Genomic DNA, 13,262 nt, shown 5'->3' on the forward strand with positions numbered 1-13,262 from the left:
TTAATTCAAAAGTACATTATTTTATGGTTAGTAAAAACCAAATAAAGCTTATAACGAGTTTGCAGCAAAAAAAATATAGAATAGCCAATAAATTATTTTTTGCCGAGGGTGTAAAAGGGATTCAGGAGCTCTTGGATTCTGATTTTAAACTAGAGCATTTGTATACCACACAATATGATTTTGATGAAGTTTTCAAAGAAAAGAAAACTATTATATCAGAAAATGATTTGAAGAAAATCACGGCATTGGCAACGCCTAATTCCTGTTTAGCCGTCTTTAAAATGCCTCTTGAAAAACAAATTATCGAAACGGGTCTAATTATAGCACTTGACTCAATCAGAGATCCCGGAAATTTAGGCACTATTTTACGCTTGTGTGACTGGTTTGGTATACAACAAGTGCTGTGTTCAAAGGAAACAGTTGATGTTTATAACCCAAAAGTGGTGCAGGCTACAATGGGTTCTATAGCCAGAGTAAATGTTAATTATATGGATTTGAACGCTTTTTTGGCAACGACAAAACTACCGGTTTTTGGCACTTTTATGGATGGATCCAATATTTATAAATCGGAGTTGCCAAAACAAGGGGTTATAATTATGGGGAACGAAGCTAGTGGAATTTCAATTGAACTCGAAAAGTTAGTAGCAAGCCGACTCACAATTCCTCGTTTTGGAAATCTTCAAAAAACGGAGAGTTTAAATGTCGCCACAGCAACTGCCATTGTTTTAAGCGAGTTTTGTCGCGGTTAGTTTTTAGTCATAGGCTGGCTATGAGGATTGAAAACTGTGACTGAAAACTATTTTAGTGGAAAGAAAAATTGATGAATACAGCTCTTGTTTTCATAGAAGCGATATTGCTTGTCCAAGGACTGTTTGGGTCGTTGTCTCGGATTAATTCATCATTAATTCCAAAAACACCTCGTATTGATGGTGAAAATATAAAATATTCTGAAAAAAGATCAATCCCAAAACCCAATTCATAATTAGTAGTCCACGATTTTACTCGAAAAAGTTGTTGAAAATTGTCATCCTTTAATTTAGAATTACTCGCCAAGTTCAATGTAGATGATATTCCTCCTAGACCATAAGGGCAAATATTTCCGGTTCTTAACGAAGAAAATTTTAATAATAAGGGAAAGTGAATGTAGGTGCTATTTACTTCTCTTAATGCATCGCTGCTGTTGGTAAAATTCGGATAATACAAATCCCTTTTTGTGATATAAAGTCCGGGTTCAAATCGCAAGTTGATGTATTTCTGTAGTTTTAAATCTCCAATAATCCCCACATTGAAACCGGTAGTTTTTTTAATGAGGATATCAGGAGTTTCCGATTTGTAATCAATCTTGAAATCGTAAGAATTAAAACCTAAATAAAAACCATAATAGATTCTTTTCTTCTGAAAATTTTCCAAGTTGATAATAGGGTCTCTACTAAATATGTTTTTAGATTTTTGTGCATATCCATTTAGAATAGAAGCAAATAAAAGAAAGACAATTATTTTTTTCATGTTACTTTTTAGAAGCTGAATAAATGGTAGCTACTCCAAAAGTTTGGGGTAACGCTACAACATCTATAAACCCAGTTTTTCTCAAAATATTGTTTAACGCTTCGCCATAAGGAAATGCCGCAGCTGATTCAGATAAATATCCGTATGCAACATCATCCTTAGAGAATAGTTTCCCTATCAAAGGCAATATGTTTTTGCTATAAAAATTATATCCTTGTTTGTAAGGTGTTTTATCTGGAACGGAAGTTTCTAAAATTACAAAAACGCCATTTGGCTTCAGAACTCTTAAAATTTCAGCTAATCCTTTTTCTAAAGTTTCAAAATTACGAACGCCAAAAGCAACCGTGATTGCATCAAAGTAGTTGTCTTCAAAAGGCATGTTTTCCGAATCTCCTAAAATCATTTCAATGGTATTGGAAAGATTTTTAGCTGCAATTTTTTGAACGCCTACTTCCAGCATTCCGGCAGAAATATCTAAACCAATGATTTTTTCAGCATTAGTTTGCGCCATTAAAATAGCTAGATCTCCAGTTCCTGTTGCAATGTCTAGAATGATTTTTGGATTGGATTTGGCGACCATTTGCAGCACTTTTTTACGCCATTTTATATCAATACCAAAAGAAATGACGCGATTGAGCTTGTCATAATTTCCAGAAATAGTATCAAACATTTGCGCAACTTGTTCTTTTTTGCCTAAGGCAGAATCTTTATAGGGAGTTATCTTTTCTGACATTTTTTTAATTTGTACAAATATAAGACAAACTTGATGAACTTAAAATGAGTTTCAAAAAATTGAATCAAGTTTTATTTTGCTTTAAAAATGGATTTTGAATTTGATTTACTGAGCTTTAAAAAATTTTATATTTTTTGAAATATCACTAAAAGTGGGTATTGCATGTCCTGATTTTATTGTACAAATTTGTAATTCAAGAAATAACCATATTAAATGATTAAAAGAGAGTCAGTGAACCAAATCAAATGGATATTTTTTGCGTTAGTTATCTCATTTGTTCTTGTCAGCTGTTTTGAAACTACTGTTTTACAGAGTAATACGGTAGTTAAAACGCAACATACGTTCTTAGGATTAAATTTGTTTTTGGAAATTTTAATTTTTTTCGTCTTTAGTACCTTCGTGGTATTTGGTATTAAAGGCTTTTTTGAGATGTATTCTCAAAAAACATCAAATATTATAATCTCCATCTCTGGAGTGTTATTAGTGTTTGTAATTTTTATTTTATGTTATCAAATATTCTTTCAAGAGTAGTTCATTTCTCTTAATCAATGGTTAAAAAAAAAACATCCCGTAAAAAGGATGTTTTTTTGTTTTATCTTCTAACTAACGTTTGGAAAGTATAATCATAAAGATGTTTCTCGTCTTTTTCATTAAATTCGGATCGTATCAGTTCCCATTCTTTAGGATCTATTTCAGGAAAATAGGCGTCCGCTTCAAATTCTTGGTGAACTCGGGTAATATCTATTTTATCCGCAAGAGACAGTCCCAATTTGTAGATTTCTCCGCCGCCTATTATATAAGAATCCTCATTTTTTGGGCAAATTTCAAGCGCTTTTTCAATGCTGTCCACAATTATGCAACCTTCAGCCTGATATTCTTTTTGTCTGGTGATTATAATATGAGTTCTGTTTGGTAATGGCTTTGGAAAACTTTCAAATGTTTTTCTGCCCATTATAATGTGATGACCGGAAGTCAGTGTTTTAAATCTTTTGAAATCATTAGGTAAATGCCAAACTAATTCATTGTTTTTTCCTAGCGCATTATTCTCGGCAACAGCCGCAATCATTATTATCATGATGGTCTACTATTGTTTAAGTTCATCGTTAGTTATTTGAGTTTGCAATTGCTCCATTTTCTTTTTTTGCAAAGTGACAAGTCTGTCAATTTGTTCTCTTTCCCAATCTTTATTCATAAATCGATCCGTGATGAAAATTTTTATAAAATGTAGAATAAAGAGAAACAGCCATATTGTAATAATCCAAAGATACCAATCGGTAACTACGGCTCTGTCAAGGAAATTATGGGCGACAAATAACAGTAAACTTCCTAAAACGAAAAGAACAAAATGATAATACAATCGTTTCTTTTGTTTTATTCTTCTTCTCGCGTACTCATATTGTTCGTGTAATTCTTTTTCCATCGATCTAATTTTAGTTTATAAAGGTAAAATTTATTTCGCAAAGTCGTTGTTTTGCGTATGGATAATTTTGGGAGAAAACGTTTTCTGATTTTTGAATAGTAAATTTTCAGCGGTTTTAAATGTTAAATTTATCAAAAATTAACATTGTTTATCGTATTCTATTAAATCTTTATAATGCTTATTGAAACTTCAATATGTTTCGTTTACTTTGTTTCATAAATCTATAAATGAATGTGTTATGGCAATTAAGAAACAATTTGTTAAAACAAAACCAGTTTGTAAGGTTACCTTTTCTGTGGTTGCAAAGGAGGCAAGTCAAGCTTCAGTTGTTGGCGATTTCAATAATTGGAGTCTTGAAGATGGTGCTTTAAATAAATTAAAAAATGGCACATTCAAAGGAGTATTTGATGTCAACAAAGATGCGGCCTACGAATTTAAATATGTTATTGATGGAGTATTTGTCAATGAACCAGAAGCAGATTCTTTCAAATGGAACGAGTTTGCAGGAAATGAAAACGGTGTTTTAGTAGTCTAACTAAAACACCGTTTTTTATTGCATTACACCGCAACATTTCCTTTTATTAAGGCATGCGGTTCGTAGCCCTCGAGCGTAAAATCGTCAAAATCGAATGCGAAGATGTCTTTTATATTTGGATTCAAAATCATTTTTGGCATTGGTTTTGGTTCACGGGACAATTGCAATTCCAATTGTTCAAAATGATTGTTGTAAATGTGTGCATCGCCAAAAGTGTGAATAAATTCTCCTGGCTGTAAGTCGCAAACTTGTGCGATCATCATCGTGAGTAATGCGTAAGAAGCAATATTAAAAGGTACGCCTAAAAAAATATCAGCGCTTCGCTGGTACAATTGACAAGATAGTTTACCATCAGAAACATAAAACTGAAAGAAAGCATGGCAAGGAGGCAAAGCGGCTTTATTGTTGGCTACATTCTCGTCAAATGATTTTGTAGTGTCTGGAAGCACCGAAGGATTCCATGCCGAAACTAACATTCGGCGGCTGTTAGGATTGGTTTTTAATTCTTTAATCAATTCAGAGATTTGGTCAATTTCTTCACTATTCCAGTTACGCCATTGGTGACCGTAAACTGGTCCTAAATCGCCATTGGCATCAGCCCAGGCATCCCAGATTTTAACTCCGTTTTCCTGAAGGTATTTGATATTGGTATCGCCTTTTAAAAACCAAAGCAATTCATAAATAATAGATTTTAAGTGCAGTTTTTTGGTAGTAACCATCGGGAAACCTTCATTCAAGTCAAAACGCATTTGGTATCCAAAGACACTTTTTGTTCCTGTTCCTGTACGATCTCCTTTTTGACAACCGTTTTCCATAACGTGTTGCACTAAATCTAAATATTGCTTCATTTTTGGTGAGTTCGGTGATTTTTTAATTGGTTATTCGAAATCAAATTATCAAATAACTGAAATGTCAATTTACGATTCTCTCTTCGAAATTTCATCTCTAATCTTTGCGGCTTTCTCATAATCTTCATGGGAAACGGCTTGATCTAATAATTCATTCAATTCCTGTAAACTGTGTTTCGAATAGGTTTCTCCAGATTGATTGCTTTCTTCTTCTTCGCGTCCAAATGTGTCAGGATTAGAAAGCACATCGTCAATTTCCTGTGAGTCTTTATTAGGGTCTAAAGGATTTGACTTTAAATAAATTCCGGCTTTGTCCAAGATATTCTTGTAAGTAAAAATGGGAGCATTGAAACGCAATGCTAAAGCAATGGCATCTGAAGTTCTGGCATCAATAATTTCTTCAATTTTATCTCTTTCGCAAATTATACTTGAATAAAAAACACCATCAACTAATTTATGAATAATGACTTGTTTGACCACAATATCAAAACGTTCTGCGAAATTTTTGAATAAATCATGCGTCAAAGGACGTGGTGGTTTTATTTCTTTTTCCAAGGCAATGGCGATGGATTGGGCTTCAAAAGCACCAATTACAATGGGTAATTTTCTTTCACCGTCAACCTCATTCAAGATCAAAGCGTAGGCTCCGTTTTGAGTTTGACTGTATGAAATTCCTTTTATGGATAATTTAACTAAGCTCATAATTGTTGTTATGGGAAAGTACGAGGTACTTTTTTTGATAAAAATTAAGTAGCAATTTAAAAAAAGAAATGCTACTTAAAAGCAAAGATACAAATATCTTGTTTTTAAGTAGCATTTAAATTAATGGTATGCTATAATTTATGAATTCTGAGCTTTGAAAGCCTTAAATTTCTCAATCAATTGTGGAACAATTTCAAACGCATCGCCTACAATTCCGTAATCAGCCACTTTGAAAAATGGTGCTTCGGGATCGCTGTTGATTACAACTTTTACCTTAGAAGAGTTGATTCCCGCAATGTGTTGAATCGCACCAGAAATTCCAATGGCAATATAAAGGTTTGTAGCAACCGGTTTTCCCGTTTGTCCTACGTGCTCTCCGTGAGGTCTCCATCCTAAATCAGAAACAGGTTTTGAACAAGCGGTTGCCGCTCCAAGAACGGTTGCCAATTCCTCTACCATTGCCCAGTTTTCAGGACCTTTTAATCCACGACCAGCTGAAACAACAATGTCAGCATCAGCTATGGAAACTTTTCCGGAAACTTTTTCAACTGATTCTACTTTTACACCAAAATCATTGTCTCCAATAGTTGGGTTAAAATCTTCTTCAGTTAGTGTTGAAGGCGTTTCAAAAATCCCATAAGAATTTTTCGCAAGTCCAAGTACTTTTACATCTGTAGCGATTTCAGTAATATTAAAAGCTTTGTTTGAAAAAGCATTTCTCTTTACTTGAAAAGGCGAAGTTGAAACCGGTAATCCAACCACATTTGATGCATAACCAGCTTCTAAAGCTACTGCAACAAGTGAGGAAAGATAAATACTGTCTGTAGTTGATGAGAGTAAAACTAATTTCACGTTTTCTTTTTGAGCCGCTTGTTTGATCACATCAGCGTATGCTTTTGCAGTAAATCCGGATAATTTATCGTTATTTACTTTTAAAACTTTGTCTACTCCGTACTTCGATAATTCCGAAACATCTCCAGCATTTACTGTTACCGCTGTAACGGTAGTTCCTAAACTTTCGGCTACTTTTTTTGCATACGAAGCCAGTTCGAATGCTACTTTTTTAAATTTACCTTCTGCGTATTCCGCATATATTAATATTGACATAATAATTTTAGATTTTAGATTAACGATTTTAGAATTTTGATTTTAGAAATTAGATTAATGATTCTCAATTTTTTTTTGCAATCAGCAATCAAAAATCGTTAATCTTCAATCAGCAATCAAAAAATTATATTACTTTCGCTTCGTTGTGTAATAAATTGATTAATTCATCTAAATTATCAGCAGCGATTAATTTTACGGCTGATTTAGCAGCTGGTTTTTCAAATTTTACTGCTTTTGTATTTACAGTAGCGTCAACAGGCTCCAGAATTGTCAATGCTTTCGTTCTTGCAGTCATAATTCCTCTCATGTTTGGAATACGCAAGTCTTTTTCTTCCACAAGTCCTTTTTGTCCACCAATGATTAACGGCAAAGTAGTAGCAACAGTTTCTTTTCCACCATCAATTTCACGAACTGCTTTTACATTAGTTCCATCAACTGTAAGGCTGGTGCAAGAATTAAGGAAATTATATCCTAAAATTCCAGCAATCATTCCAGGAACCATTCCGCCATTATAGTCTAAAGATTCTTTTCCGGCAATGATAACATCGTAACCTCCGTTTTTGATTACTTCAGCAAGTTGTTTGGCAACAAAAAATCCATCAGTAGGAGTAGCATTTACACGAATTGCTTCGTTAGCGCCTATTGCTAATGCTTTTCTTAAAGTAGGTTCGGTTTCTGGTCCTCCAACATTTACAACAGTAACCGTTGCACCTTGTTGTTCTTGGAACCAAATAGCACGCGTTAAACCAAATTCGTCATTAGGATTGATTACATATTGTACTCCATTAGTGTCAAATTCAGAATCGCCGTTGACAAAGTTAATTTTTGAAGTAGTATCAGGAACGTGACTGATGCAAACTAATATTTTCATACTTATATATTTAATTATTCGTAATTTCTTTTACAAATTTAAAATATTAATTCGAATAATATACTATGCATGCATAATATTTTTCATTACTATTTCGATTTCGTAGCCCGGATAGCAGCGGCATCCTTCTTGTGGCTCCTTTAGCCACAGGAAGATAGAGCGTATAGCCGGAAATAGCTCCTGAAAATTAACACTGTAAATCCTGAATTAATTTAGGATAATTTATGCTTTTAAGTGATATTAAATATTTATTTTTGCTGTTCGAAAAATAGACACATACAACATATAATATGAGAACGATACAATTTAGAGAGGCCATTTGCGAAGCGATGAGTGAAGAAATGCGTCACGATGAGTCCATATACTTAATGGGTGAAGAAGTTGCAGAATATAATGGTGCCTACAAAGCATCTAAAGGTATGCTTGCTGAATTTGGCGAGAAAAGAGTAATTGATACTCCTATCGCAGAGCTTGGTTTTACTGGTATTGCAGTAGGATCAGCGATGAACGGATGCAGACCGATTGTGGAATACATGACATTCAATTTCTGTTTAGTGGGGATTGATCAAATTATTAATAACGCTGCCAAAATGCGTCAGATGACTGGAGGACAATTCAATGTGCCTATCGTTTTTCGTGGTCCAACAGCTTCGGCAGGACAATTAGGAGCGACACACTCACAAGCATTAGAAAACTGGTTTGCGAACACTCCGGGTCTAAAAGTGGTAGTTCCATCTACGGTTTATGATGCTAAAGGTTTGTTGAAAGCGGCTATTCGTGACAATGATCCTGTGATTTTCATGGAATCTGAACAAATGTATGGCGATAAAGGAGAAGTTCCAGATGGTGAATATACGATTCCACTTGGAGTTGCGGATATCAAACGTGAAGGTACGGATGTAACGATTGTTTCTTTTGGAAAAATTATCAAAGAAGCGCATATTGCTGCTGACGAATTAGCCAAAGAAGGAATTTCTTGTGAGATTGTCGATTTGAGAACGGTTCGTCCTATGGATTATGAAACGATTTTAACTTCTGTTAGAAAAACAAATAGATTAGTGGTTCTTGAGGAAGCTTGGCCTTTTGCAAGTGTCGCTTCAGAAATTACGTATATTGTTCAAGAACGCGCTTTTGATTTTCTTGATGCTCCAATTCAACGTATTACGACAGCGGATACTCCAGCACCTTATTCTCCAGTTTTATTGAAAGAATGGTTGCCAAACGCAGGTGATGTTGTGAAAGCAGTTAAAAAAGTAATGTATAAAAAATAGATCAATTAGATCGTTAGACTTCTTAGATTGTAAAATCTTAATCTAAAAATTCTAGTAATCTAAGAAGTCTACACTTCATAACTTCATCAATTAAATATTTGATGAAGTTTTTTTTTGAATGATTATGAAAAAGATTTTTTTGTTTTCCCTGCTTTTGTTGTTGGTATCAGCAACTGCTGTTTTTGCGCAAACAAAAGTGAGTGGTGTTGTGGTGGATAACTTGAATCAGCCTATTCCCTTTGCGAATGTCGTTTTCAAGAATTCAAGTGAAGGAATTGTTGCTAATGAAGACGGTAAATTTTATCTGGAATCTCCTAAAACGTATTCGGTATTGTTGGTCTCATCTGTTGGGTTTTCTGAAAAAGAAATTATGTTAGAAAAAGTAGTCAATTACAATTTAAAAATTCAGCTAAACGAAGCAGAGAGTTTAAACGAAGTTGTAATTTTTACCGGAAAAACGTCTAAAAAAAATAATCCAGCGTTAGAAATACTTCGAAAAATTTGGGAAAGAAAGCGTCAAAACGGCTTGTATTTGTTTGACCAATACCAAATGGAGAAGTATGAGAAAATAGAATTTGACATGAATTCTATTGATAGTGCTTTCATGAAAAGCAAACTTTTCAAAGGGATGGAGTTTATTTTTAACCAAATGGATACTTCAAAAATTACCGGTAAAACTTATTTGCCCATTTTTGTCAACGAAACACTAAATGATGTTTACGGAGATAATAAATTGAAGAAATTAAAAGAGAAAATAAAAGCCAGTAAAACTTCTGGTTTTAATGGGAACCAACAGATTTTGACTTTTGTAAAAGATTTATATTCCAACTACGATATTTACAATAATTACTTAACTTTTTTTGACAAAAGTTTCACCAGTCCATTATCTAAAACGGGGATTGATGTCTATAACTATGTACTGAAAGACAGCGCTTATATTGATGATAAATGGTGTTTTAACGTTGTTTTTTATCCAAGGCGTAAAAACGAATTGACTTTCAAAGGAGATTTTTGGGTCAATGATTCCACGTTCGCCATCAAGAAAATCAATATGGCGGTGACTAAAAGCGCTAATATCAATTGGGTAAAAGACATTTATTTAGAGCAGGAATTTGACGTGGTCAGTGATTCCGTATTTTTATTAACGAAGGATTATTTAATGTCCGATTTTGCTTTAAACAAAAAAGAAAATTCCAAAGGTGTTTACGGAAAACGAACCACTTATTACAGAAACCATAAATTTAATATTGAAAAACCGGTCGCTTTTTACAAGGATGAGGTCAATTATATGGATGCCGATGTCTATAATAAATCAGATGAATATTGGGACGAAAACCGATTTGAGAATTTGACTAAAGACGAATTGGGTGTTTATAAAATGCTGGATACGTTGCAAACGGTGAAAAAATTTAAGCAAATTTACAGCACGGTTCAAATTCTGGCGAGCGGTTTTTTACCGTTTGGAAATTTTGATTACGGACCTATTTTTTCCACATTTGGTTATAATGAAGTAGAAGGTGTGCGACTGCGAGCGGGTGGAAGAACGTATTTTGGCACCAACGACAGTTGGCGTATTCAAGGGTACACCGCGTATGGTTTTAAGGATGACAAATTCAAATATGGATTTTCCGGAAAATGGATGGTCGATAAGAAAAAAAGAGTCATTTTGTCTGGAGGTAACAGGCGTGATATTGAACAAATTGGTGCGAGTCTGACCACGACATACGATATTTTGGCCGAAGTTTTGCTTCGTCTTCTGTGTTTTCATCAGGGAATAATGGAAAATTAACAAATATCAACCTTAGTAATGTTGCGGTTGAAATAGAACCTGTTAAAAATTTGATTTTCCAAACCGGGATTTCCTATCGTACGCTTGAATCTGCTTCGCCAACGTTTAGTCTGGATTATTACACAGATATAGCAAATGCTGTTACAAAAAGTAACGTTAAACAATCAGAAGTTAACTTTCAGGTTGAATATACTCCGAAGAGAAAAACTATTGGATTTGCTGTAGAAAGAGAAAATGTAGACAGTCCGTACAGTCGCTTTTTTGTTAATTACAGTCATGGTTTCAAAGGATTATTGAATAGTGATTTCAAATATGATAAATTACAGTTGTATTACAAACAGCCTATTATTATTGGGCCTTTAGGAAGAACAAATATTATTATGGAAGTGGGGAAAACCTTCGGAACTGTTCCTTTGGGATTAATGAGTGTAATCCCGGGAAATCAAACTTTTTTCATACTTGAAAATACCTTTAGCAACCTAAATTTCTATGAATTTGTAGCTGATCAATATGCTACTTTGCAGTGGAATCATAATTTTAATGGTCGTCTTTTTTCCAGAATTCCATTTATGCGCAAACTCAATTGGAGAGAAATTGTAGCTGTCAGAGGGGTTTACGGTAGTATTTCTGATGAAAACAGGGCGATTAATGCATCGGGATTGTTGTACAATGCACCCGAAAAAGTGTATTGGGAATACAGCGCTGGAATTGGGAATATCTTCAAAGTATTCCGTATCGATTTTGCTTGGCGAGGCAATTATCTCAATGTGCCGGAAACGAATCGTTTCACAGTAAAAGGATCGTTCGGGTTTAATTTTTAGTAGCTATTCCGGTTATATTTGTAAGAATTCTTATCAAAGCGTTTATGCATAAACTTATCGGTATACATTTTGTTAATTTTTTCTTCATATATTTAAAAAAAAACAGAAATGAAAAAAAAATATGCGCTACTTGTGTTAGTTTTTATTGTTCAATTTAGCTTTTCTCAGAAAAAAACTAAAACATTAAATGATACGATTGGACTAAAAGAAGTTGTTGTGATAAAAAAAGCGTCTAATAAAAAAGATATCGAAGAAATAATCAAAAAAATTAAGCGTACTTTAAAAGAAAATTACAACCAAGGAAGCGTAAATTATATTATAAAACATTTTGTATCAAAAGACGATAAAGACACTTTAAGAAACAAAATCGTTCAGAATGATTTAAATATTAAAGCATTAAGTAAAGATAACATTAGCTGGATGCTTATTGATGATCCGCTGAATTCTTTTGACAGCGATACAACTCCATTTCAAAATTTTGAACCCCTTGTAACTGAAGATCATTGGTTTTCTTTTTCAGTTTATTACGATAGTTTAAAAGTAATAGATTTCGACTTTTTTAATGATATATCTAACTTTAAATATCATATTTCAGTTGACAATGACATTACAGTAGTCAGTTTTACATCTTATAAATATTACAAAGGTTATTTTTCTTTTAATAATAAAAATAATAATCTAAGACGTATTGCCTTTATGAATACAAGACCTTATGACTATCAAATTTTCGGATATCAAGGTGGGGAGCAATCATTAGAATTTTTTTCTAATTGGACTTATAATAAAGTTACAGTCAAGCTTGATTTTGGTGAAACAGATAACGGTAAACTTTTATTGATTAATCTCGATGCCATGCAAGAAATGACAAACTTTAGATTTAAAAGATATTTAAATCCGAATATAGTATTGGCAAGTGGTTTTGGATTGAAATTTTATTCTACTTTAAAAATGAAAAGGATTAATTGAATTTAAGTTAATTCAAGAAATTAAAACATCAGATTATGCAAGAAGCCATCGATTATCTTTTAGAAAAAGATGCCGTTTTCAAGTCAATCATTGAACAATACGGAATGCCAACTATTCCTAAAAGGCCGCAAGGTTTTGAGACTTTGGTATTGTTGATCTTGGAACAACAAGTTTCTATTGATTCGGCGAAAGCTACTTTTTTGAAAATAAAAACTACTTTAAAAACGGTAGCACCCGAGATTCTTCTTGATGTATCAGATGCCGAATTTAGAAATCTTGGCGTAAGCCGTCAAAAAACATCCTATATCAAAGCTTTGGCAAAAGCCATATTGGATAAAGAGCTTGATTTAGAAACTTTGCCAAACAAAACGGCTCAACAAGTGCGGGAAGAGCTCATTAAAATAAAAGGAATAGGAAACTGGACCATCGATATTTATTTGATGTTTTGTTTGCAAGCACCGGATTTATTACCCTTAGGAGATATTGCGGTAGTAAATACCATCAAGGAATTGCTGGATATTCACGATAAAGACGCGATGGAAATTCATGCGAAACAATGGAGTCCTTATCGTTCTTATGCAACCTATCTTTTGTGGCACCATTATTTAAACAAACGAAACAGGAAGGTGGTGTACTAAAGTACTCACCCTTAAAATTTAATCATTATATAACACACATTTTTTGTTGTAAAAA

The 13,262-nt window shown here is 33.5% G+C and carries 13 protein-coding genes and 1 pseudogene; 6 read left to right on the forward strand and 8 right to left on the reverse strand.

Going from position 1 to position 13,262, the window contains the following annotated elements:
* The first annotated feature begins 23 nt into the window (after positions 1-23).
* Entirely contained in the window at positions 24-749 is a 726-nt protein-coding gene (locus tag AC0J6S_RS06625; protein ID WP_474955991.1) for a TrmH family RNA methyltransferase, read from the forward strand.
* A gap of 52 nt (positions 750-801) precedes the next feature.
* Here the strand turns inward: AC0J6S_RS06625 and porT are convergent, their stop codons facing one another.
* The 4 genes from porT to AC0J6S_RS06645 form a co-directional block, all read right to left on the reverse strand.
* On the reverse strand, positions 802-1,506 hold the full coding sequence (porT, locus tag AC0J6S_RS06630; RefSeq protein WP_474955992.1) for a type IX secretion/gliding motility protein PorT/SprT: 705 nt from the start codon (positions 1,504-1,506) through the stop codon (positions 802-804).
* A gap of 1 nt (position 1,507) precedes the next feature.
* Positions 1,508-2,239: a bifunctional demethylmenaquinone methyltransferase/2-methoxy-6-polyprenyl-1,4-benzoquinol methylase UbiE gene (gene ubiE, locus AC0J6S_RS06635; protein ID WP_474955993.1), complete on the reverse strand. Its 732-nt coding sequence runs from the start codon at positions 2,237-2,239 to the stop codon at positions 1,508-1,510.
* 592 nt (positions 2,240-2,831) lie between these two features.
* A complete protein-coding gene (locus tag AC0J6S_RS06640; protein ID WP_474955994.1) occupies positions 2,832-3,314 on the reverse strand; it encodes a dihydrofolate reductase in 483 nt (160 codons plus the stop codon).
* A 9-nt stretch (positions 3,315-3,323) separates the two neighbouring features.
* A complete protein-coding gene (locus AC0J6S_RS06645) occupies positions 3,324-3,659 on the reverse strand; it encodes a 2TM domain-containing protein (protein ID WP_474955995.1) in 336 nt (111 codons plus the stop codon).
* 238 nt (positions 3,660-3,897) lie between these two features.
* Between AC0J6S_RS06645 and AC0J6S_RS06650 the strand changes: the two genes are divergently transcribed.
* Entirely contained in the window at positions 3,898-4,194 is a 297-nt protein-coding gene (locus AC0J6S_RS06650; protein ID WP_474955996.1) for an isoamylase early set domain-containing protein, read from the forward strand.
* 23 nt (positions 4,195-4,217) lie between these two features.
* Here the strand turns inward: AC0J6S_RS06650 and AC0J6S_RS06655 are convergent, their stop codons facing one another.
* The 4 genes from AC0J6S_RS06655 to AC0J6S_RS06670 all read right to left on the reverse strand — a co-directional run bounded on the left by AC0J6S_RS06655 (position 4,218) and on the right by AC0J6S_RS06670 (position 7,722).
* On the reverse strand, positions 4,218-5,042 hold the full coding sequence (locus tag AC0J6S_RS06655) for a thymidylate synthase (protein ID WP_474955997.1): 825 nt from the start codon (positions 5,040-5,042) through the stop codon (positions 4,218-4,220).
* A gap of 69 nt (positions 5,043-5,111) precedes the next feature.
* Positions 5,112-5,744, reverse strand: coding sequence for a bifunctional nuclease family protein (locus AC0J6S_RS06660; RefSeq protein ID WP_474955998.1), 633 nt, complete (start codon positions 5,742-5,744; stop codon positions 5,112-5,114).
* Between the two features lie 138 nt (positions 5,745-5,882).
* Entirely contained in the window at positions 5,883-6,851 is a 969-nt protein-coding gene (locus AC0J6S_RS06665; RefSeq protein ID WP_474955999.1) for an electron transfer flavoprotein subunit alpha/FixB family protein, read from the reverse strand.
* Between the two features lie 124 nt (positions 6,852-6,975).
* Positions 6,976-7,722: an electron transfer flavoprotein subunit beta/FixA family protein gene (locus AC0J6S_RS06670; protein ID WP_474956000.1), complete on the reverse strand. Its 747-nt coding sequence runs from the start codon at positions 7,720-7,722 to the stop codon at positions 6,976-6,978.
* 290 nt (positions 7,723-8,012) lie between these two features.
* Between AC0J6S_RS06670 and AC0J6S_RS06675 the strand changes: the two genes are divergently transcribed.
* From AC0J6S_RS06675 to AC0J6S_RS06690, 4 genes and pseudogenes are all read left to right on the forward strand, one after another.
* Positions 8,013-8,993 (forward strand): pyruvate dehydrogenase complex E1 component subunit beta, encoded by a 981-nt coding sequence (locus AC0J6S_RS06675; RefSeq protein ID WP_417946200.1) that lies wholly within the window; start codon positions 8,013-8,015, stop codon positions 8,991-8,993.
* Positions 8,994-9,117: 124 nt separating this feature from the next.
* A pseudogene (locus tag AC0J6S_RS06680) lies at positions 9,118-11,603 on the forward strand (DUF5686 and carboxypeptidase-like regulatory domain-containing protein).
* A 108-nt stretch (positions 11,604-11,711) separates the two neighbouring features.
* Entirely contained in the window at positions 11,712-12,569 is an 858-nt protein-coding gene (locus AC0J6S_RS06685; protein ID WP_474956001.1) for a hypothetical protein, read from the forward strand.
* Between the two features lie 35 nt (positions 12,570-12,604).
* Positions 12,605-13,207, forward strand: a complete 603-nt coding sequence (locus AC0J6S_RS06690; protein ID WP_474956002.1) for a DNA-3-methyladenine glycosylase family protein — start codon at positions 12,605-12,607, stop codon at positions 13,205-13,207.
* Positions 13,208-13,262: the final 55 nt, after the last annotated feature.

This window comes from Flavobacterium sp. TS_SC_5 (genome assembly GCF_056156265.1).